Source organism: Salinisphaera sp. G21_0, assembly GCF_017744115.1.
In the GTDB taxonomy this organism is placed as follows: domain Bacteria; phylum Pseudomonadota; class Gammaproteobacteria; order Pseudomonadales; family Endozoicomonadaceae; genus Endozoicomonas.
In genome coordinates, this window is record NZ_JAGHQW010000023.1 from 1 (window position 1) to 22,019 (window position 22,019).

The following is a 22,019-nucleotide window of genomic DNA, read 5'->3' on the forward strand; positions in this document are numbered from 1 at the left end:
CGCACCCGTCCGCCGCTCGTCGGCAAAGAGCAAGCTCTTCCCGCTACCGCTCGACTTGCATGTGTTAGGCCTGCCGCCAGCGTTCAATCTGAGCCATGATCAAACTCTTCAGTTTAAATCGTTTTGTTGCTTCACTTCGAAAAGCAAGGCAACGGCTCAATGTCACAATTAAACGTACATGAATTTACAGGTATGTTCGCTTGATCAATTAAGCATCTTAAGTGTTCAAAGCCGAAGCTTTGTTACCGATGCAATCGCACAAGCGCCCACACGAATTGTCTGATATCTTGTTAAAGAACTGATTAAATCATGGTGATTTAATCGCTGATTCAGCAGTCAGTGCCGATCAGCAAGGCCGCCTATCTTACCGTGGCGACTTTCGTTGTCAAGCATTCGTTTTTCAGAAGAAGAAAGTAGCTTTCCAACTCGCTAACGTTGCTCTCAAGCCCTGTCAGCGGAGGCGCATCTTACCGCGCCAGTTTGATTTGTCAACCGGTTGTTTTTCATTCACTTCCAAACAACCCATTTTCAAACCGCACTTCCCGGGCAACGATGATGATTCATTCTGCTGATCCGTGGGTGACCGTTTCAGGTTAGCCCGTGGAAGAGCGGCGCATTCTACACAAACCAAATGTAATGACAAGTATTTTTATTCCCGGTTGATGCAATAAAAGATCTCTCTATCCACCCGTGCATCTTTTAGGGAATCACCAACCTGCACACTTGTTGCGGTGCTATTGATTATGCCCGGCTGAAATCAAATGCCAGCACATCTGCAATATTGACGGTACCAAGCATTAACATAAGAAGCCGGTCAATGCCCATCGCTACGCCTGCACAGTCGGGCATTCCGTGTTCCAGTGCCGCTACCATGTTTTTGTCGTAGGGGTAGATGTCATAGCCTCTCTCCTGACGCTTTTGCTGCTCTTCTTCAAAGCGTTGCTTCTGCTCCTCTGCATTGAGCAGTTCATGGTAGCCATTGGCCAGCTCGACCCCGTTAACAAACAGTTCAAAGCGTGAAGCTACCGGATGCCCATCCCGATTGGTGGATAACCTGGCCAGTGCTGACATGGTGGCCGGGTAGTCATAGACAAAGTAGCCTTCCAGCACTTCTGAATCTGTGGACCCAAGGTTCGGCTCAATAAATTTTGAGAACAGAAGGTCCAGGCAGTCACTTCTTTCAAGCCCCTGAAGCTTGGCATCCACCTTATCCCTGACCAGCTGGCTCAGCGCTTCATCCGATGCGATGTATGGATTGACTCCCAGGTACTCTGCAAACAGCTCACCATAGCTGCAGCGCCTGACCTCCCGGAAGTTGCAAACACTGCTCAGCAAATCGGCAACATCATCCATCAACCGCCGGTCATTCATACCAACCCGGTACCATTCCAGCAGGGTGAACTCCGGATTATGCCGCCCTCCGGCTTCACCATTTCTGAAGACTCGCCCGAGCGAGTAAATATCGCCACTGCCCGCTGCCAGCAGCCGCTTCATGGCAAACTCCGGCGAGGTGTGCAGGTAGCAAAGCTGTGATTGGCCATGACCAATGGGGCTGAACTCTGTGGCAAAGCTATCTATATAAACATCCACAGTGGCGCTGCCGGACAGCATCGGGGTTTCTACCTCCATGACCCCCTGAGCATCAAAATAAGCCCGGGCCTTTTGCAGTAACCGCGCTCGTTCTTTAAGCGCCATCATTGAAGCCGATGGGCACCATACATCATTGGCCATAAATTGCTCCTGAGTAATATTCATTATTTAAGGTAAGTGAATTGTGTCGGTAGTTGTAGAGCTGAAAAAACAAACCCTGCCAAAAGTAGCAGGGTTTGCTGCATCTGCTCATTACTGCTCAGGCTGGCCAGGGTATAACTGAGCGGGTTGCCTTTAACCTCAACAGGGGTGAAGGTATCAATACCAAACACCAGGTTTCACCCCAGAGGTACTCAAACTCACCCCGTCATCGGTGATTTGTTTGTTATCATAGTAATGATTGAGTTCAGTCGTGCCCGGGCAAGACTCGCCATGAAAACCCATGGACTATGGAGAAGTACCTGATACGGAAAACACAGGCAATTTAATCGACAGTAAAGTAGTGGAATATGCGTTTTTACATAGACCGCGCAGAACATTGTACGTACATAGTACAAAAAAACAGCAGAACAAAAACAGATTGGGGCAGCGGGAGCGCTACCCCACGGGGGGCATAAATTACTTCACACGACCCACATATTCGCCGGTACGGGTATCAATTTTGAGGACTTCACCCTCAACAATAAACAGGGGCACCTTAACCACCGCGCCGGTGCTCAGCTTGGCTGGCTTGGAGCCACCCTGGGCTGTATCGCCCTTCAGGCCCGGATCGGTTTCCACCACCTGGAGTTCGACAAAATTAGGTGCAGAAACCGAAAGAGGGGAACCATTATAAAGAGTAACCGAGTATACTCCCTGCTCTTTGAGCCAATCGATGGTATCACCCACGGCTTCACGGCTGGCTGCATGTTGTTCGTAGGAACCATCAGTCATCATGAAGTGCCAGAATTCACCGTCGGTGTAGAGGTATTCCATATCCAGGTCCATAACGTCTGCCGCTTCCAGACTTTCGCCGGATTTGAACGTACGTTCCCAGACGCGACCGGACATCAGGTTCCGGAATTTAACCCGGTTGAATGCCTGACCTTTGCCAGGTTTTACAAATTCGTTCTCAATGATCGAGCAGGGATCGCCTTCGAGCATTACTTTAAGACCAGAACGAAACTCATTGGTACTATAACTAGCCATTGGACCTTACCAGGAGATCAAAAACCCCTATGATAACCCGTTCGGAGCTCAGTGTGCAGTCGAGGGCGCAGATAAGTACGCAGACAATCAGCGATTTCGGCTGCTGGCAGGCACAACTGGCAGGGGCCATCACCTCCCCGGAGCAGTTGCTGGCCATGTTGCAGTTGAGTCCGGCGCTATTATCACCGGCACTGAAAGCCTGTCAGGAATTTTCACTGAGAGTACCCCATGCCTATATCCAGCGAATGGTGCCGGGGAACCCTGACGACCCGTTGTTGAGGCAGGTTCTGCCTGTTGGCGAAGAGTGCCAACACATTGAGGGTTATGGCCTGGATCCGCTGGCAGAACAGTCGCAGAATCCAACCGATGGGGTTATCCATAAATACCATGGCAGGCTGTTGCTAATTGTCGGCGGGGCCTGTGCGGTGAACTGCCGCTTCTGCTTTCGCCGCCATTTCCCGTACCAGGATAATCGGCTGGACCAGGACAGCTGGCGCAATGCCATAGAGTACATTCGCTCTGATACCAGCATAAAGGAGGTGATTCTCAGTGGCGGGGACCCATTGGCCAACAATGACCGCCGGTTGGCGAACATTGCTGCCGAGCTGAACGCTATTGATCATGTGGCCACACTGCGCATTCATACCCGTTTGCCCGTTGTGATTCCTGACCGGGTCACCGATGAACTGATCAACTGGTTTGCCAGACAGCGCCTGCAACCAGTGATGGTGATTCATGCCAACCATGCCAACGAGATTGACGACAGCGTTCGTGAAGCCATGTTCCGGCTCAAACAGGCGGGCGTAACATTATTGAACCAGGCGGTGTTGCTTAAGGGCGTTAATGATAGTGCTTCAGCGCTTATTCAGCTTGGCGAAGCACTGTTTAAAGCTGGTGTACTCCCTTACTACCTGCACCTGTTAGACCCGGTGCACGGTGCCGCTCATTTTGATGTGCCGGACGTTACAGCGACTCGTCTGATACAAGAGGTTATGGCTCACTGTCCGGGCTACCTGGTGCCCAGACTGGTTCGGGAGATTCCCGGCAGACCCGGCAAAACATGGATACTCTGACACTTCTCAATAAAAAGTCAGACATTGGTCGTACAATTTACTAAAATTGATAAAGCTTGCTGGACTGGTATATTCGTCTCAGCATAATTATCATAAATACAGAGTTCGCTACTGGAAATAAATGGGTGGATTGTTACTGGTAACGCTATCACCCGGAAAGGCGACATTGATTCAATAAAAAGATTGCTCAAGAACCGTTACTGACAGGATGTCATAGCCCCGCTATTGGAATTTAAGAATGGAATCTGCAAATACTCCTCACCTGGAGCTGCCCAGCCGTAGCCTCAATTCTCTCTCTTTTTGTCCTGATGGGGCAGAGTCAAACAGCAATAAGCTGGAACAGTGGCTGAAAGGACTGCCTCTCACAGATCACCAGCAAAGTGGCGAGCGCCTGGTCCACGCCCTGGATGAGCTGAGCAGGCTTGACTGCCCCCCCGAAGAGCTATTTGCCCTTGCAGAAGTCCTCCGTTCGCCGTCTCTGTCAACCGCCGCCAATAGTTATCAACGACATCTGCAGCGATACATTACTTTCGCATCAAGTCAGCAAAGCTGGTTTGATCTGTGCAAGCGCCTGTATATGGGGTTGGCAAACGTCTATAAAGCCGTGGTTCAGTGCTCTCTGGATAATAAAGAGCATGCCAATTTACTTGCAGCCGCGCTGCATCGGGCTGTTTCGGAGAGTGCAGCAGCGTATTTATTCCATTGCCTGCTTTATCGCCCTGCACCTGAACGCCTGTGGCTTGAACTGCATACGCTATACCAGCTTGCCGCACGCCATAATCATCAGGGCTTCCAACAGGAAGATCCTTATGACCCCAAATCCAGCCCCATGTCGCTGGAAAACCTCTATAAACGTGCCCTGATGCTGTCACGCAGTAATACCGATCAATTATCACCCGGTGAAATCCAGCAGGTCTGGCAAATGTTAAGCCTCTGGATCAGCCACGGCAAAATCCAGCCCGAGTCTGGCCTGAAAACCTATTTTTCTGTACGTCTCAACAGTGACGGAGGCCTTGAATATGCATTACCAGAGCCTGATAAAGTGCATCCCGGCGTGATTGGTCTGAATATCCGGGTACTGACCGCGCACCTGGCAAAAATAAAAGAAGATCCCAAAGCGGCAAACGTGTTGCCAACGGAATTGATCCAACATCTCATATCAAGCTGGGGACCGATCCAAAAGCGATCAGGTCCGCGCAGAGCTGCATCGGACCCATGTGAAACCTGCTTTGGATTTACCGCGCTTCATTATCATCTCTCAGGTAAACGACGCTTTGAGGATATTATTTCCGTTCATTCTGATGCTGCTGGCAAGAGTAGCTTCTCAGAGGCATCTGATGATGTCTGGTCACAGGCCCATGACGCTGAAATCAGAGATAAACAAAACAGCCCTTCAGCGGGTGAGAGAATTGCCTTTAATACGGAAGAGACCCCGGTTAACAACCACCTCTCTGTCTTGCCAGCCGAGATCATCAATACCAGCAACACCGGGCTCTGCCTGAAAATCAACAGCAAGTTACCCAAACAGTTTCATGCCGGTGAACTTATTGGCATCCGTCCGGATAAAGTGTCACCCTGGGCCCTGTACAGTGTGCGTTGGCTGGGTATTTCAGCGCAGAATGAAGTAACTTTTGGTGTCAATCTCTTCACCCCATCAGTAGAACCAGTGGCCATATCCTTGATACACAAAACTCAGGCAGCCAGCCACTTCCAGAGATCACTGATGTTAACCGACCCCAACGCGCCCTCTCTGGTCATACCAAATCTCTCCGGCAGGGAGGGAGCCAAGTTTGAGTTGATTCAGAATGACACCCTGCTGAAAGGTCAACTTATGAGCTGCATGAATACAACGCCAACCTGGAGCCAGTACCAATTCAAGCTGTTTGGGTAAACTTTTATGGTTTCTGATCCCGGTAATCAAGTTCCCGGTGCCGGTCACAATTCCGTGGGAGCACTCTATACCTTTGAATTGCGCTTGTCGTAAGATGTTGAAACAGGCTCATACCGTTTCAGGGAGCATCTGCTGACGTAAGAGCTGCCTCATTCAAAATAATAGTGATCAATCTCCCATGAATTACCGCCGACAAACCGTACGCTTGCTTGCCCTGGAAGACTCCCCAAACGATGTGGAACGCTGGGTAAAGTTGTTTCGCAATGCGGGCCTGCCTCACCGGGTACAACATATTGCTTCCATCGAAACCATGGAGGAGGCCCTGTCAGAGCAGCCATGGGATGTCGTGCTCAGCGCTGAAGAAACCACCAGGCTTAATGCACAGCAGGTACTGGCCATCATTGAAAAACACCAGAAGGATATTCCGGTTATTGTCACCCTGCCGGAATACAATCCTCAGCGTACTTCTACCTGGCTATCTGCCGGAGCCAGAGACGCGATACCCAGTGCCAATGAAGAGCATATACTGCACGCCGTTCTCCGTGAGCTCACCAGCCTGGAAGACCGGCGAAACCTCAGCAATGCACGCCAGGAGCTGAACGAGTCCAACAAACGTTGCCAACTGTTACTGGCCAATGCCTCTGAAGCCATCGCCTATATTCACGATGGCATGCATGTGGATGCCAATGCTGCGTATCTTCAGCTCACGGGCTACGATCATGCCGATGATCTGGCGGGCATTCCCCTGATCGATATGATCGCCGCACAACATCAAGCTGAGATCAGGCAGATGTTGAAGCAGTTTGGGACCAACCAAACGATTGACCAGGTTGAATGCGAGCTGGTTCATACCGATGGCCACAGTACCCCCGTCAGCCTTCGCTTATCCGCTGCGCAATACGATGATGAACCCTGCATCCAGCTGATTCTGTTACCGGTAATGGTTCCCGTACTCAGCCAGCCGGTGAACCATAAGGCCAGTGCAGACACGAAAGAACAGTTTCTTGAGCAAGCCGCATCTGCGGTTACAGCAGCAACAGAGGCAACACTGGCCTGGATACAGCTGGATGACTTCCAGAATTTACGACAAGAAGCCAGTATTGACGGCATTATCTCCATACAGGAATCCATTGTGCGGATGGCTGAGGAACTCTTCCCCGCTGCCGCTGTCTGCCATTATACCGATGACAGCTTTTTGCTGGTTGAAACAGCAGGTAATCCGGATGATGTCCAAAAACGCCTCATCACCTTGCAAAGTGCCATTGATGAGCACCTGTTCGGTAGTGACGATGAAACGCTCACAGCGACAGTCAGTATCGGTTTTGCGGTTAAAGAGCATCAGCAAGGCGTCACCATACTGTTAAATAATGCAGAAAGTGCCTGCCAGCGCGCCATTAAAAATGCCGAACGTCTTTGCCGCTACTCCAAAACGGAAGAACTCGATGAGAAAGCCAGGGATGGCGATGTACAGGCCATGATCCGTCAGGCGCTGTCCCAAGACTCATTCCGTCTGCTGTTCCAGCCTGTCATCAACATTACCGGTTCCGAAGAAAAACAGTATGAAGTCTTCCTGCGCCTGCACTCCCACCAGGGAGAAGTGGTAGAAGCTGGCACGTTTATGGCGGCGGCAGAATCCTCCAGCCTGATGCCGCATATTGATCGCTGGGTTCTTCGTCAATGCGTGCGCCAGTTGGCACAGGTCCATAAACAGGGACAAAATGTTCGGTTGCTGATTCACCTGAGTCACCTGTCCATCCAGGGAACCGAGTTAGCCCAGTATCTTTCCGGCCTGTTGAAAGCGACAGATTTGCCGCCTGACAGTATTGTCCTGCAACTGCCAGAGTCCATCGTGCTCCAGCAGCTGAAACGCATTGTGGATTTTGCTGAAGCTATTCACAATATTGGCTGCCAGCTGGCCATTACCCGATTTCAGGGTGACTCCCGTTCCATGAAGATACTGAAGCACCTTGATATCCAGTTTGTGCGCCTGGACGGCAGCTTCACCAGCAAGCTGGACGAAAACAGTGATGAGAACATCATCAAAATGCTGGATATCCTCAAAGAACATAATATTCGCAGTATTGTGCCAAAGGTGGAAAGTACCCGGACACTGGCACACTTGTGGCGAATGGGTGTTGATTACGCGCAGGGGTATTATATTCAGGGACCAATGGAAGCGATGGACTTTGACTTTGGCTGACAGAAGTAAACAGACGTTAGGGTGGACATTAAGCTTACCCCACTATTTTCATTGGGTTTCGGATGGAACCACGAAGGACACAAAGATCACGAAGGATAAGGAAAGCTCTTCTTTGTGCTCTTCGTGTCCTTCGTGGTTACGTCTTTAGCTTCCCGAAGCCGGGAGTAGGCGCTTAATGCCTACCCTAAGAATGACAGACAGGATGTGTAACGGTCCTGTCTGGTTTAGTTAAGCAATTTCTGACCGTTCTTCTATATTAATCGTTCGAATAAAAATATCATGGATTTTACTCTTTATGATTCTTCGTTCTCACAAAAGGCCTCATACAGCTACTGAGACCTTTGTTTCTGCGCATCCTTTGTCCGATGCGTTCCTCAAGGGGAAAAAGATAAGAAAGAATAATAACCAGGACAAACCCGGTCAGTCTTGCTTATCCACAATGGATAACCCAACCACTAAAGCGACTGCAACAGGGAATAAACAAAGAACCATTTCATTACGACCATTGCCGACCAGATTGCTTCGATTACCCCTTCCGGAGACCAACGGAAAAGAAATCAGCCCCACAATTCCCAACAAAGGACGCCGTGCTGCCTATAAATGCCAGAAAATTAATGCACCCAATATTCGCGGTTCTCAGGAAACGATCATGACCGGCTATATTGACCCGGCAATAATCACAGGCATTAATCGTGATATAGAGGCCATGGGCTTCCCGTACCACGAAATAATAGCCCGACAAGGCAATGCTACAGGCAGTCTCGTTCCCAGGTGGGAAGCCTATCTGGCAAAACTACCGAGTACACAAGCCACGTTCATGTGTCATGGTGATGCCGGGCTTGTACGCTCATGGGCAATCCCGATGCCAGCAGAAGAACCGGACCGCGCAATATTGGCTGCCAGCCATTCAACCATTATCCATCTGGTGAATCATCTTCACACCCTCAACCCTGATATTAAACGCTATTTTGGCCAGAATGCCCTGCGCCTGACGTCTATTAATTTTTATTGTCGCCGATCTGAAAACCCTGAGAATAACGCCATGCTACCATCGAATCACTGTCTTGGCTGGCATGTGGATAAGGGCAAGGTAGGCCAGCTGGTGGCTTGTATCAATCTGGCAGGTCAGCGAACGTTAACCATACGAAACAATGATCAGCTGGCAACCATTGAATCGAATGAACCCGGCCATTTTTACATAATGGATGCAACCCAGTTCGAGCACGCGGTCCATTTAACCGACACTGACAATAGCATGGCTCTGATTCTCAGATCACCTTACCCTGAGCTTCCCCCGGGCTCTGACACCTCTGATTTCTTTGCCAACACCGATCTATTTTTACCCGGTGCAAAATCAATGATCAGAGCTTAAGCAATAAGCCTTTATCAGGAATATCCTGTTCATCATGGGTCACCATAAGCGCAGGCATGCTTCGGCTCTGAATCTGTTGAAAGACGAAGTGCCGAAAGCTGCTTCTCAGTGTTGCATCCAACTTGGAAAAAGGCTCATCCAGCAGCAGGGCTTTGGGTTCCGATAACAGCGTTCGCATCAGGCTGATTCTTGCTTTTTGGCCACCGGACAGCATGGCTGGATTCAGCTCGAAAAAGCCCGACATTCCGCAGTCAGCCAGTGCCTGCTCTGCTCTTTCCTGGCGCTGGGATTTCCGGTAGTGCGCAGGCAGCGCAAAGGCCAGATTCTCACCCACCGTCATATGGGGAAACAACAGGTGATCCTGAAACTGCAGGCCTACCTGTCGTTTATAGGGCGGCAGGTTATTCAGCACTACCCCGTCCAGCATCACCTGTCCTGAGCAACCAAAGCTGTTTGGCAGCGTCCCGCAAATCAGATTTAACAAACTGCTTTTACCACAACCACTGGGACCCAATACCGAAAGCACTTCACCGCCGTCCACGCAACAACAGATGTTATCCAACAGCTTCTGGCCATTCAGCGTAATATCAATTTGATCAAGAATCAGGCTCAAGAGTGGAGTCTCCTGGCAAAACGTCCATGTCTGATTGTCCAATAGCTCAGGAAAAAAGCCATGGCATAAGCAATAAAAGGCAGGAGCATTTGAACAAGCCCGTAGACGCCAATCAACCGTCGATTTCCTCCGGAAACCAGACTGACGGCCTCGGTTGTCACTGTCTCCACCCGGCCAGCACTGGCAAACAGGGTTGGCAGATATTGGGCAATACTCACCGCAAAGCCCAACGCCAGACTGGCCATCACCGGACGCCAGAGTATGCCCAGTTTCACCCGCAAAAAGGTCTTCAGCCAAGACCCGGATAATAACAGTCCCTGAAGACTGTGACGCTGATCATAATGCTGCCAGGGGCCTGACAAACTCAGAAAGCAGTAGGGCAATACGAACAGCAAATGCAGTCCGGTAACCGTCAACCAGTGACCCTCAGCTCCCCATTGCAGCAGAAGCAGTTGAACACCAAACAGAAAAGTCATTTGCGGCAAAAGTAATGGAATATACATGGCCCCCCTGGTCAGCAGGGCCAGCCACTTTCCGGCAGATTCACTGTTTTGTCGCTGGAGATCATTCAGCTCCAGCAAAATAACCGAGATAATGTTGGCCGCCAGCGTGGCGGTCACGCCGATCAGCAGGGAGTTCACAATGGGCTCACTGATACCCTCCCAGGCTCGCTGCCAGCTTCGTAAAGACCAGTCTGGCCAGAGAGAAGGGAATCGCCAGCGCCAGACAAAAGACCAGATCAGCAGAGCAGCCCCGCCTGACAGAAACAGCATCACCAAACCCTGCCAGGCTTTCCTGCTGAACGACAGCCAGAGACCACTGAACCGACCACGGTACCCATTGATCAACCAGTATCTGAGCAGTCTGTTCATGGTCCATTCCGTCAGGTGAAAAGCACCAATAACAGAGGCCACCAGCAGCAACAAGAGCACACTGCCCGATGCGGCAAGCAGGCTTTTGCTCAAATCCGGATCATTTATCCACTGAAAAATCTGTACGGCAAATGTCGGAGGGTTTGCAGGCCCAATCACCAGTACCACATCCACCACAGAGATGGCGAACGCCAATACGGTATACACTGGCAAACGAATCATCGGGTAGAGGCGCGGCCAGATCAGCTTAAGCCAGATAACACCTGGCTGGTATCCCAGGCTTCCGCCCAGTTTCAGCGTATCGGCGACGGGCAACTGCACGACAGACGTCGCCATCATAAACAGCAAAAAAGGGGTTTCTTTAATAATCAGAATCAGTATCAGGCTAATGCCGTATTGATCCTGGGTCGTCTGCCAGTCAGGGGGAAAGCTCCACCCGGCAAAAACAGCAATAAGCCGGGCCAGCAAACCACTGGGCATCAACACAAACATAACCCCAAAAGCCAGTGCCACATGGGGCACAGCCATCAAGGGTGCCAGCCACCGCTGAACCTTATGCCAAAGGGGCGTGCCCCAGGTGCAACAGATAACACCAAAAGCAAGGAACAGGGATAACAAAGTGGATGCAACAGAGGTCCAGAGACTGAGCAACAGCATCTCGATAAGCGCGGGTGTTTCCAGCAGCATTTGCCAGGAAGATAAACTGAATGTGTCAAACCCCAGGACCGGCATATACCCAAAGGCAGGCAGCATAATACTGCCCAACCCGGCCAGGACCGGGAATAAAAACAGAGCCACCAACCCTAAAGCAAGTAACCGTGAAACAGACCTGACAAATACCTGCTGTTCACACTTTATCAATAAACTCACTGGCGGTATCTTGCCTTCCAGGCATCCTCAAGTTCAGCGACCCAGGAGCTGTGAGGTTCCGGAAGTACTTTACCCAGCGCTTCAGGAGACAGGGTTGCCGGCCCCAGGGGCAAACTAGTAAAGCGTTTGCGTTCAGTACCCTTTAACTGGCTCATGCTCAGCACCGTAGGGTCTCCCCAGACATCCGGATTCGCTTTGTGTGCCTGTGCCTCCGGTGATAGCAGAAAATTAATGACGACCTGTGCTGCCCCGGTAGAATCACTGTTGAAAGGAATCGCCAGAAAATGGGTGTTTCCCAATGTGCCCGCATTATGGACGTATGTTCTCACCGTGTCTGGCAGCTCCCCATTGGCAATAGCAGAGCTGGCATAGGCGGGATTAAAGGTCATTGAGAGTAAAATTTCACCGTCGTCCAACATGGGCGTCAGCGCCAGATTATTGGCTGGAAACGTCTCGCCCTCTCGCCACAATAAAGGGTGAAGTTCATCAAGATATCGCCATAAAGGAGAGGTTACCGCATCGAAATCCGCCTCAGAAACGGGCTTTAACAGCACACCGGGTTCTGGTGTCAACTCACTCAACAACTGCTTCAGAAACGTCGTACCGACAAAATCGGGTGGCAAGGGGTACGTCACACGCCCTTTATGCTTTCTGGCAAACTCAAGAAGTTCTGAGGCATTGGCTGGCGGGACCGTTTCTTTTCGGGAAAACGAATCGGTGTCATAAATAAACACCAGTTGTGCCATCCCCCAGGGCGCTTCGAGGCCATCAACAGGCTCACCAAAGTCGAGCACCGTGGAGGGGTTCTCTTCTGGGTCCACGCCCTTGAACGAGGGTAAGTCCTGAACAAAAGGACCAAACAACAGGCCGTTTTGCTTCATTGAACGAAAGTTTTCACCATTAATCCATACCAGATCAACGGAGCCATTACTGTTTCGTCCGGCTGTTTTTTCCGCAAGTACACGACTTACGACATTTGATGTATCACTGACTTTGACATGTTTCAGTGCAATACCGTAGCGTTTATCTACCTGATCGGTAGCCCAGTCAATATAATCATTGATCTGCTCGCTTCCCCCCCAGGCATTGAAATAAACCGTCTGCCCTTTTGATTGCTCAACGATTTCCTGCCAGGTGGTAGTTTTTGCTTCGCTGGCACTGACACTGCTGATAAAAGCGACGGTAGCCATGACCAAAGCCGTTGAGGCTTGCTTGCTCCATGTACTTATGATGTTCATATTACCTTTCATATCAAAAGCCAGACTCTGTCGTTAATTGACAATGATGGTTACCGTCTTCATCGATGGTCAGCATCACAACGATGGGACGGCAGCACACCTGACAATCTTCAGTGTAAAGCAATGATTCATCCGTCTCCGTGAAGCCAGCATCCAACAGCAGTTCGATTGGCTCTCCACAATACGGGCAATGATCCTGCCAGCTGATCCACTCATCCATCGCGAACACCTTTTCTCAGTCAGAGGGTATTAAGTAATAGTCCTGAAATAACTTCCACATTTCCGATACTATCCAGTCAAGAAAAACTTTGTCACGGAGTCATGGAGGAAAAGATTTTTCTGTTCTCCGTGCCTCCGTGGCAAAAAAAGTAAGTTATTCAGGGACAATTACCAAGCGACTCCAGATCTTTCTCACTAAAGCCCAACAGATACAGAATACTATCCAGCCCCAGGGTGGAAATTGACTGCCGGGCACTTTGTTTCACCATCGGCTTGGCCCGAAAGGCAATTCCCAGCCCGGCCACACTGAGCATTGGCAGATCATTGGCACCATCACCCACCGCAATAACCTGATTCAGGGAAATACCCTCTTCAGCGGCAATCTGCTTCAGTAGTGTGGCTTTTCGCTCACCATTAACAATGTCGCCTTTCACCTGGCCGGTAACCTTGCCATCCACCATGTCCAGTTCATTGGCATGGATATAGTCTATCCCCAGTTTATCCTGAAGATAGCGGGCAAAATAGGTAAACCCACCGGATAGAATAGCCGTACGATAGCCCAGTGAACGGAGGGTGCGAATCAACTTTTCTGCACCTTCGGTTAACGGCAGCTGTCTGGCAATATCACACAGCACAGACTCATCCAGCCCCCTCAACATGGCCAGGCGCTCACGAAAGCTGTCATTAAAATCCAGCTCACCCTGCATGGCCCTCTCAGTGATCATTGCCACCTGGTCACCCACACCTGCGGCCTCCGCCAGAAGGTCGATAACCTCCGCTTCGATCAGGGTGGAGTCCATATCAAAAACAACCAGCCGACGGTTACGCCGGTAAATACTGTCTTCCTGAAATGCCACATCAGCGTCCAGGTCAGCGGTAAGATTGAGAAAGTCAGCCCTTAGCTTTTCCTGATCAGGGGCTGTACCCCGGACCGAAAACTCCAGGCATGATGAACGATGGCCGTTTTTTTCATCCGTCTGGTTATCATTGCGCAGCGATCGTCGACCGGAAAGGCGGGAAATATGGTCAATGTTCAGTCCATGCGCGGCGGTAATACCAGAGACTCTGGCGATTTGCTCCGCGGTGACATGACGGGATAACAGGGTCAATATATAACGATTCCTGCCTTGCTCAGAGACCCAGTGCTCGTAATCATCTTCGGATACTGGTTGATAACTAAACTGCAAATCACTTTCATGGAAATGAAACAGAAGATCTTTAAGCATTCTGCTGGCAACAGCAGCGGAATCACCATGACCTGAAGCCAGGTCTGGCAGACGGACAAGAATGCCCCAGGTCAGGGTATCGTGGATGACCGATTGACCAATATCCAGAATTTCCAGACCGTAGTTGGCCATAATAGAGGTTATGGATGAGGTGAGTCCCGGCTGGTCCCGGCCAGTCACATTAATCAGTATTATATTGCTCACTTTTTTCTGCACGTTTGTACTCGTTTTTATAACCACTCAAACGTTGATAAATAAGCCATTTTACAGCCATCAAAGTGTGTACGATTGTACATATTATCACTGGTATTTATACAGGGCCGGGACAAAATTGAGGATAAGAATAATCCTCTGCTGATAACTGCGTTTTCAAAAAAAAAACGTGAAAAATTTCTGTTTTGTGGAATTCCCCCTTCTGCTCGTTGTCTAAACCACAGTCTTAAATCCTACAGTAGGGCAAAGTGATGAATAATAGTGATATTAGCAATGTGCACAGAGTCAGGTTCAACCTGGAAAATGTCGATGTTAACTATAAGAGTGACGACGAGTATAACGGAGGACAACTTAATGGGCACTCACTGGTCAAAACCTCTGACACCCCGAAAAGCATTATCAAAAAGCCTGACGATGGACAGCAGAAGTCAATCAGTCTTGACCAACGCGGATGTGCAGACAAGCAACCATCACTGCCGATTGATCCGGGCCGTAGCAGCGTCATTGACGGCAAATCAATTAAACCCAACCACCATAGTGAAACACCCCTGCACACTGCTGAACGGCAACGCAGCACCAATATATGGCAAATACTGAAAAAGAACGACGAATTCAGTGAAGACATGGTCAACACTGCCCGGGAGGGCAATGCTGAACATCTTCAATTCCTGATCAGCAAACAACCCGACGAATCTACCCTTAATAACGCCCTTAAAGAAGCCGCCAAATCGGGGCAAAGGCATTGCCTTGAAATCCTGATCACAGCGGGAGCAAACAACTTTGACGATGCCCTGTGTGCTGCCGCCGCACAGGGGCAAGCACATTGCCTCCACCCACTGATCAGAACGGATGATAACGTAAAAGTCCTTAACATGGCCCTGTGCGAAGCCGCAAGGCATGGACAAACCCAGTGCCTCAAACCCCTGATCAATCAGGGAGCAAATAATCTCAATGGAGCCCTGTGCGCTGCCGCCGAACAGGGGCAAAGCAAGTCCCTGCCACTCTTGATCAAAGAGGGAGGGAAAAACCTTGACCTTAACAATGCTTTGTATTTCGCTGTCCTGAAAGAAAACGATGAGATCGGGGACTATCTGATTGATAACGGAGCGGATGTTACTACCTTAGTGCACACTGCTGCCCAGAAAGATTCTGTAGAACAGCTGAATGACCAGCTCATCTCGACTTACATCAATACTCCCAATAAGGACGGCTTTACACCACTGCATATCACCGCTGCCATGGGCTATATCAAAAGCCTGAAAAAGCTGCTTAAAACCGATAAAGTGAATATCAATATCACTGATAAATCCGGCAATACGGCTCTCCACTATGCTCTCTACAATTACGATGAAGCCGACGGTAAGATCGTCATGGAGGAATTACTGAAAACCAGCGACACCGCGGTAGTAAATCAGAGGGGTCAAGCGGGCTGGACACCTCTCCATTTTGCTGCCTACAGGAATATTCCAGACGCCGTCAGGCAATTACTGGCCATTAAAGACATCAAGGTCAATCAAAAGGGTGTCCTTGGCCATACAGCTCTCCACATAGCTGCTACAAGAGGTCATACAGAGATCGTCAGGATATTGCTGGACAATGCTGTTGGCATTGATGTCAAAGCGAAAAATAACAAAGGCCAAACGGCTCGATATTATGCTGACGATTATTGCAGGAAACTACTTAAAGACTTTTTAAAAGCAAATAAACACTAACGCAATATGAAAGGTTAAATCTCAGCCAGGATTATTACTATTTCTGGAACCAAATACTCATGATCGTCATAGCCGGTCATGAGTATTTTTAATCTGATTTTTTCCGGCCACCGTTACCAAGTGAAGAGTCACTCTGCAAGACCTCCCTATTTGATTGAGCCCGGTTTTTTTCAACAAAAAATCCTCTGCTGCAAATTACGTATTCAAAAAAAAACGTGGGAAATTCTATTTTAAGGAATTTTCTCTGCTGTTTATTGTCAAAGCTGCAGAGTTTAATCCTAAAGTAGAGTAAAGCGATGAATAGCAACACGTTAGATCGTGCCACGGCCAACGCAGCCAATGCCTTCGAAAATCATGGTATCGTTGAAAATGATAAAGATTCTGGCACAGGGCAGCTTGCTGGGCGTTTACTGTCCGAAACCTCTTGCACCCGCATCACCGAGCAGCCTTACGATGCACAGCAGGTGTCAACAAGTCTTAACCAACGGGAATGTGCAAGCGGGCAATCGGCACTGCCATTGATCGGTCCGGGCAGGAGCGACGTCGCTGATGACGAATCACCTGATTATGTAACCACGGTACTTAATACTGCCAATCAACATGGGGAGACACCCCTGCACATTGCTGCCCTAGAGGACAATGCTGAACTCCCTAGACACCTTTTCAGTGCTATACCCGCCGACCAACCTGTCTTTAATGACTCCCTGCTCAATGCTGCCAAAAAGGGGCAAACGCAGTACCTTAACATCCTGTTCAAAGCGGGAGCAAACAACCTTGACGATGCCCTGCGTGCTGCCGCCGGGGAAGGGCAAGTGCAGTGCCTCACCCCCCTGAAAAAATTGGGGGCTAAAGATCTTGACGGAGCCCTGCGCAGAGCCGCCGCGCAGGGACAAACGATGTGCCTTAAACCCCTGAAAAAATTGGGAGCTGAAGATCTTAATGGTGCCCTGTACGAAGCCGCCGCGCAGGGAAAAGTGCAGTGCCTTAAACCCCTGATCGATTTGGGAGCAAAAAATTATGATGATGCCCTGTGCGCTGCCGCCCAACAGGGGCATACGAATTCCCTTTTATTCTTGATCAATGAGGGGGCGAAAGACCTTAACGGTGCCTTGTATTACGCTGTTCTGGCGAAAAACGAAGAGTTAAAAGGCATTCTGCTGACGAAGGGGGCAGATATGACTTCCTTACTGCATACTGCTACCCGTAAAAATTCTACGGAATTTCTGGACGACCCGACCTTCCGGCCCTTGGTAGACATCAATGCTACCGATAAGAACGGCAAAACACCACTGCACATCGCCGCTGCCATGGGTCATATCAAAAGCCTGGAAAAGCTGATTCATACCGATGGGGTGAATCTCGATATCACTGATAAATTGAGCCAGTCGGCTCTCCACTTAGCTGTCATAAACAATCATGCAAAGGCCGTCCAGTTGTTACTGGATACCGGCATCGAGGTCAATAAGGGGTGTTTCCATTACTTTACGGATCAACACATAGATTACTGTACGGCTCTCCACTTAGCAGCCATGCACGCTGATATAGAAATCGTCGAGTTGTTAATAAAAGCCGGCATCCAGGTCGATGCAACGAGTGGATATAACAGGACGGCTCTCCACACGGCTGCCCAACACGCTGATGCAGACGTCATCAAGTTGTTAATGCAGCACATCAAGGTCAATGAGAAGAATAACTCTGGCTATACAGCTCTCCACATGGCTGCCCACGACTGTCGCAAAGACGCCATGGAGGCGTTACTGACTGCTAAAGACATCGACATCAATCAGAAAACCAATAAAGGCAAAACGGCTTACAACCTTGCTAACACGGAGTGCAAGAAAGTCCTGGATGCCTTTGAAAAAGCAAATAAACAATAACACAATAATAAAGGTTACATGTCGTCTACATTATTGTCTGGAACCCAATTCTCATGACCGTCATAGTCGGTCATGAGAATTGGCAATCTGATTTTTCCAGATCACTCCGCACAATGAAAATGCCACAGCAGTCACAGGGTGGGCCAGTTTTGCTGACAGCCCATTTCTGTCAGTGTTTGTCACCAGAATTCAAGTCTTCAATAAACCCAGTCATTGAACTGCGGATAAGCATCAAGCCGCTGAGAAAGTCCTAACCCGGATATTTCATGAGGAACGTAATGAAGTTCCATACTATCCTACGGATTGCCTTTCTTGTGCATTTGAAGCCTTCTGTTTTTAGCATTCCCTGATGTTTATTGACTAGCTTGTAAAAAAACAAAGATGCTTCAACTATTTTTCAAGATGAATTTCCAGGATTTTCAATTGGTTGTGTTTTTGGACGAGAACTAACTACAGTCTTTAACTCTAAAATTGGACAAAGCGATGGAAAGTGTTTTGAAGGGTTTCATGAATACTGTCTGGGGCAACACAGCAAATGCCCCCTTAAATGGTGGCATCGGTAAGAATGACGACGGGTATAACAGAGGACAGCTGGATGGGCGTTCACTGGTCAGAACCTATCGCAACCCGGAATGCATCATTGAAACGCCTGACGATTTACAGCAGAAGTTAACAAGTCTTGGCCTGCGTGAATGTGCATACGGGCAATCGACACTGCCATTGATTCGTCCGGACATGACCACCGCTATCCAGAAGGGCAACACTGAACTCCTTAATTACCTGATCAGCACCCGCCCCGGCCGACCTGCCCTTAATAGCGCCCTGCACGAAGCCGCCAAACGGGGGCAATTGCATTGCCTTGAAATTCTCGTCGCAGCGGGAGCAAACAACCTTGACGATGCCCTGCTTACTGCCGCCGGGCAGGGACACATACTCTGCCTTAGTCGCCTGATCCAAATGGGAGCAAAAGACCTTAACGGTGCCCTGCGTGAAGCCGCCGGGCAGGGGCAAACCTGGTGCCTTAAACCCCTGATCAATAACGGAGCAAAAGATCTTGATGGTGCCCTGTGCACTGCGGCCAAACTGGGAAAAGATCAGCCCCTCTTACTCTTGATCAAGGAGGGAGCGAAAGACCTTAACGGTGCCTTGTATCCCGCTTTCATGGCGAACAACAATAAGGTCCTGAACGCTCTGATTGCTAATGGTGCGGATATTACTTCCTTAGTGCACAGTGCTAGTGCTGCCAAAACTGATTCCATGGAATATCTGAATGACCGGGTCATCTCGACATACATCAATGCTACCGATGAGAACGGCAGAACACCGCTGCATATCGCCGCTGCCATGGGCCATAGCAAAAGCCTGGAAAAGCTGCTTAAAACCAATGGAGTGAATATCAATATCACTGATAAATCGGGCCATACGGCTCTCCACCTGGCAGTCCAACATAATCGCACAGAGGCCGTCATGAGGTTACTGACCACTGACGGTATTAACGTCAATAAGAAAGATAAACATCGCTGGAATGCTCTCCACTTTGCTGTCAAATATGCCAATATAAATATCGTCCGGAAGTTACTGAACACTGACGGCATCAAGATCAATGAGAGGGTTGGATTTTTCAACAATACAGCCATCCTGCTTGCTGTCAAACAGGGCCGTGCAGATGTCGTCAAGGAATTACTGGCGGTTAAAGGCACCAATGTCAATCAAATGAATTTCAATGGTGATACGGCTCTCCACCTGGCTGCCAGACAAGGTGACGCAAAGATCGTCAGGGAGTTGCTGAACGTTGTCGGCATCCGGGTCAAAGTGAAAAATCAAAATGGCGCTACACCTCTAAGCCTTGCTGACCCTGACAGTGAGTGTGAGGAGCTTATTAAAGCCTTTTTAAAAAGGAAATAACCATTAACGCAATTTTAAGGTGAAATCTCGTCTGCATTACTATTTCTGGAATAGCAAGGGAAATAGGTTTTGTCTGGTATCATCCTGCCATTGCAACAACTATGGAGCACCTTGTCTCCATTTTTTTAGTCTGGCTCTTCCCCGGCGAGGCTGTCAGAATTTACTCATGGACAGTAAGAGCTATTGATCATTCATCACAATCATTGGCTTTCCCTCAGGAGCTTAACTTTTGAAGAAGCGTATTTTCACGCCAGATATTTTTGTGCAGTTCACATCCCGCTTTTCCATCCGAACGCAGTTAATGGTCATCTTTGGTCTATTGATGGCCACGCTGACGATTGGGATGTCGCTGGTCATCAGCAATGAGATTGACTCATCAAGCCAGCACCAGGCGGACAGTATCGGTCAATTATTGAGTGAACAGACTGCCAGCGCCGCGACCGATATGCTGGTCACCGGAGACAGGCTCAGCCTCAATGTTCTGCTCAGTCAGCTGGTGCAGAACCCTTATGTTGCTGAAGCCAGCATCTACAGCATCGATAACCAGAGAATCGCCAAAGCCATTGCCAAAACGGCGGATGAAGGCATCAGACATCCGGTTTATTCATCGCCCATTCATTACCAGGATGTGATTGCCGGTTACGCCCGCTTATCACTCAACGAAGGCCTGCTAAGCCAGAAACCCAAAGAAGCCCTGCTCGTGATTATTGCTATCAGCTTGATACTGCTGCTGGCCGGGGTGATTTTTCTGCACCTCTATGCCTCCAGCCTGGTCACTCAGCTGCGCCTTATTGAACGACAGTTACGTTCAATTCTGCCCACTGGGAATCCAATCCCGCCGATCACTGGCGAAATCACCCGACTTTCTGCCTTTGCCGAGCAACAGTTGCTTGAAAAGAAAATGGCGGAGCCGGAAGAGAGCGTCGAAGAACAGCAGGAAACAGCGATAATTGCCGCAATCAAAGTCAAAAACCTGGGCAGGCTTCAGCAATTGCTGGCCCCCAGAGACTTGCAGGATATTCTCCGCACTCACAGCCAGATCATCTGTGAAGCTGCGGATTATTATGGTGGCGAGGTAACCTATACGCCAGAAGGGAATGCCTATCTGCGGTTTTCCAGCAAAGAGAGCCCGGCATTTACCTCAGATGCTTTATTCTGCTGTCTGATGATCGAAGCGCTGGCTGAAAAAGCCGGAGCAATCAATATTGCCAAAACACATATTGGTATTGGCCTGAGCGTCAGTGATCAACAGGCAGAGTTCCCGGAAGAACAACACCCGGCCCTGGGTGACAGTGCCGCCAGCCAGGCTCTGACCCTGGCTAACCTGCCAGAGATGGATGGTATTTATATGCGCCGGTCAGAGACCAGCTGGCTTCCCTCAGACCTTCCGGATTTTGCCGCCCTGGACAGTGAAGTCATCAATATCAAAGGCATCAAAAACGAGCAGGCCAATGAATTGAGAGGCCAGATTTTTGAGATGGTATCCATTCTGAACCTGGATAAATAATAACCAGTAGATTGTCTAAATCCTTTATGTGCATGGCTGTCTGGAGCTGCAACACACGATCAAACCAGACAGTCAGTGCCATAAGGATTGAGCAAATGCTATTGGTCAAACCGGGATTGCCAATATTTCAGGCAAGATCGATTCTCACCTGCTAGGTTTTCAGGCACTGGAATGTAACTGCCTGAAGAATGAATTATGAGTTCTGTTATTGGTTTAGAGTCTGTTCAATCAGTTTCCAGTTCAGAAAATATACTGGGTTCTGAACCCAGAACTGGAATAGTCAGCTGTTATGGCAGGCAAACGTCCATCTTGCCGTCAGTTAGCACTTTTTGTTGTAAAAGAGAGCCTCCTCCCTCTACTTATGTTGAAAGCCCTGTATACAAGCCAACAACCATCGAAATAGTCACCTCCCAACCTCAACGTTCTAAAGGCAACAGCTGGAAGTAAATCCAA

General features: G+C 49.3%; 16 protein-coding genes and 1 rRNA gene. 8 read left to right on the plus strand and 9 right to left on the minus strand.

Annotated elements, in window-relative coordinates:
* The 4 genes from J7439_RS12145 to efp form a co-directional block, all read right to left on the minus strand.
* A 16S ribosomal RNA gene (locus J7439_RS12145) occupies positions 1-115 on the minus strand; the annotation flags it as partial.
* A 626-nt stretch (positions 116-741) separates the two neighbouring features.
* On the minus strand, positions 742-1,731 hold the full coding sequence (gene epmA / locus J7439_RS12150; RefSeq protein ID WP_209202064.1) for an EF-P lysine aminoacylase EpmA: 990 nt from the start codon (positions 1,729-1,731) through the stop codon (positions 742-744).
* A gap of 23 nt (positions 1,732-1,754) precedes the next feature.
* The gene (locus J7439_RS12155; protein WP_209202065.1) at positions 1,755-1,922 is read right to left on the minus strand and encodes a hypothetical protein; all 168 of its coding nucleotides are present in this window, start codon (positions 1,920-1,922) and stop codon (positions 1,755-1,757) included.
* A gap of 286 nt (positions 1,923-2,208) precedes the next feature.
* A complete protein-coding gene (gene efp / locus J7439_RS12160) occupies positions 2,209-2,778 on the minus strand; it encodes an elongation factor P (RefSeq protein ID WP_101745846.1) in 570 nt (189 codons plus the stop codon).
* Between the two features lie 29 nt (positions 2,779-2,807).
* Here efp and epmB point away from each other — a divergent pair, with 29 nt between their 5' ends.
* The 4 genes from epmB to J7439_RS12180 all read left to right on the plus strand — a co-directional run bounded on the left by epmB (position 2,808) and on the right by J7439_RS12180 (position 9,314).
* Positions 2,808-3,851 (plus strand): EF-P beta-lysylation protein EpmB, encoded by a 1,044-nt coding sequence (gene epmB / locus J7439_RS12165; RefSeq protein WP_209202066.1) that lies wholly within the window; start codon positions 2,808-2,810, stop codon positions 3,849-3,851.
* A 238-nt stretch (positions 3,852-4,089) separates the two neighbouring features.
* On the plus strand, positions 4,090-5,742 hold the full coding sequence (locus J7439_RS12170) for a cyclic-di-GMP receptor FimW-related protein (protein WP_209202067.1): 1,653 nt from the start codon (positions 4,090-4,092) through the stop codon (positions 5,740-5,742).
* Between the two features lie 178 nt (positions 5,743-5,920).
* The gene (locus tag J7439_RS12175) at positions 5,921-7,942 is read left to right on the plus strand and encodes an EAL domain-containing response regulator (protein WP_209202068.1); all 2,022 of its coding nucleotides are present in this window, start codon (positions 5,921-5,923) and stop codon (positions 7,940-7,942) included.
* A gap of 439 nt (positions 7,943-8,381) precedes the next feature.
* Positions 8,382-9,314: a hypothetical protein gene (locus J7439_RS12180; protein WP_209202069.1), complete on the plus strand. Its 933-nt coding sequence runs from the start codon at positions 8,382-8,384 to the stop codon at positions 9,312-9,314.
* On the opposite strand, the gene J7439_RS12185 is transcribed toward J7439_RS12180, so the two are convergent.
* The 5 genes from J7439_RS12185 to serB form a co-directional block, all read right to left on the minus strand.
* Entirely contained in the window at positions 9,304-9,927 is a 624-nt protein-coding gene (locus J7439_RS12185; protein ID WP_209202070.1) for an ATP-binding cassette domain-containing protein, read from the minus strand. The two genes, J7439_RS12180 and J7439_RS12185, sit on opposite strands and share 11 nt — an antisense overlap.
* Entirely contained in the window at positions 9,924-11,552 is a 1,629-nt protein-coding gene (locus J7439_RS12190; RefSeq protein ID WP_209202071.1) for an ABC transporter permease, read from the minus strand. The genes J7439_RS12185 and J7439_RS12190 overlap by 4 nt, the downstream gene beginning before the upstream one ends.
* 113 nt (positions 11,553-11,665) lie before the next feature.
* The gene (locus J7439_RS12195) at positions 11,666-12,907 is read right to left on the minus strand and encodes an ABC transporter substrate-binding protein (protein ID WP_209202072.1); all 1,242 of its coding nucleotides are present in this window, start codon (positions 12,905-12,907) and stop codon (positions 11,666-11,668) included.
* A gap of 13 nt (positions 12,908-12,920) precedes the next feature.
* The gene (locus tag J7439_RS12200) at positions 12,921-13,127 is read right to left on the minus strand and encodes a CPXCG motif-containing cysteine-rich protein (RefSeq protein ID WP_209202073.1); all 207 of its coding nucleotides are present in this window, start codon (positions 13,125-13,127) and stop codon (positions 12,921-12,923) included.
* A 157-nt stretch (positions 13,128-13,284) separates the two neighbouring features.
* Positions 13,285-14,556, minus strand: a complete 1,272-nt coding sequence (serB, locus tag J7439_RS12205; RefSeq protein ID WP_353623054.1) for a phosphoserine phosphatase SerB — start codon at positions 14,554-14,556, stop codon at positions 13,285-13,287.
* A gap of 260 nt (positions 14,557-14,816) precedes the next feature.
* On the opposite strand from serB, the gene J7439_RS12210 reads away from it, so the two are divergent.
* The 4 genes from J7439_RS12210 to J7439_RS12225 all read left to right on the plus strand — a co-directional run bounded on the left by J7439_RS12210 (position 14,817) and on the right by J7439_RS12225 (position 21,566).
* Positions 14,817-16,277 (plus strand): ankyrin repeat domain-containing protein, encoded by a 1,461-nt coding sequence (locus J7439_RS12210; protein WP_209202074.1) that lies wholly within the window; start codon positions 14,817-14,819, stop codon positions 16,275-16,277.
* A gap of 296 nt (positions 16,278-16,573) precedes the next feature.
* Positions 16,574-18,154, plus strand: coding sequence for an ankyrin repeat domain-containing protein (locus J7439_RS12215; protein WP_209202075.1), 1,581 nt, complete (start codon positions 16,574-16,576; stop codon positions 18,152-18,154).
* Between the two features lie 507 nt (positions 18,155-18,661).
* The gene (locus tag J7439_RS12220) at positions 18,662-20,059 is read left to right on the plus strand and encodes an ankyrin repeat domain-containing protein (RefSeq protein WP_209202076.1); all 1,398 of its coding nucleotides are present in this window, start codon (positions 18,662-18,664) and stop codon (positions 20,057-20,059) included.
* A gap of 229 nt (positions 20,060-20,288) precedes the next feature.
* A complete protein-coding gene (locus J7439_RS12225; RefSeq protein ID WP_209202077.1) occupies positions 20,289-21,566 on the plus strand; it encodes an AhpA/YtjB family protein in 1,278 nt (425 codons plus the stop codon).
* Positions 21,567-22,019 lie beyond the last annotated feature (453 nt).

Bases quoted from the DNA above. Each gene is read 5' to 3' on its own strand.
- epmB (WP_209202066.1), top strand. From the start codon at position 2,808: ATGATAACCCGTTCGGAGCTCAGTGTGCAGTCGAGGGCGCAGATAAGT.
- J7439_RS12215 (WP_209202075.1), top strand. From the start codon at position 16,574: ATGAATAGCAACACGTTAGATCGTGCCACGGCCAACGCAGCCAATGCC.
- J7439_RS12210 (WP_209202074.1), top strand. From the start codon at position 14,817: ATGAATAATAGTGATATTAGCAATGTGCACAGAGTCAGGTTCAACCTG.
- epmA (WP_209202064.1), bottom strand. From the start codon at position 1,731: ATGGCCAATGATGTATGGTGCCCATCGGCTTCAATGATGGCGCTTAAA.
- J7439_RS12220 (WP_209202076.1), top strand. From the start codon at position 18,662: ATGAATACTGTCTGGGGCAACACAGCAAATGCCCCCTTAAATGGTGGC.
- J7439_RS12190 (WP_209202071.1), bottom strand. From the start codon at position 11,552: ATGCTGCCTGCCTTTGGGTATATGCCGGTCCTGGGGTTTGACACATTC.
- J7439_RS12195 (WP_209202072.1), bottom strand. From the start codon at position 12,907: ATGAACATCATAAGTACATGGAGCAAGCAAGCCTCAACGGCTTTGGTC.
- J7439_RS12170 (WP_209202067.1), top strand. From the start codon at position 4,090: ATGGAATCTGCAAATACTCCTCACCTGGAGCTGCCCAGCCGTAGCCTC.
- J7439_RS12200 (WP_209202073.1), bottom strand. From the start codon at position 13,127: ATGGATGAGTGGATCAGCTGGCAGGATCATTGCCCGTATTGTGGAGAG.
- efp (WP_101745846.1), bottom strand. From the start codon at position 2,778: ATGGCTAGTTATAGTACCAATGAGTTTCGTTCTGGTCTTAAAGTAATG.
- J7439_RS12175 (WP_209202068.1), top strand. From the start codon at position 5,921: ATGAATTACCGCCGACAAACCGTACGCTTGCTTGCCCTGGAAGACTCC.
- J7439_RS12180 (WP_209202069.1), top strand. From the start codon at position 8,382: ATGGATAACCCAACCACTAAAGCGACTGCAACAGGGAATAAACAAAGA.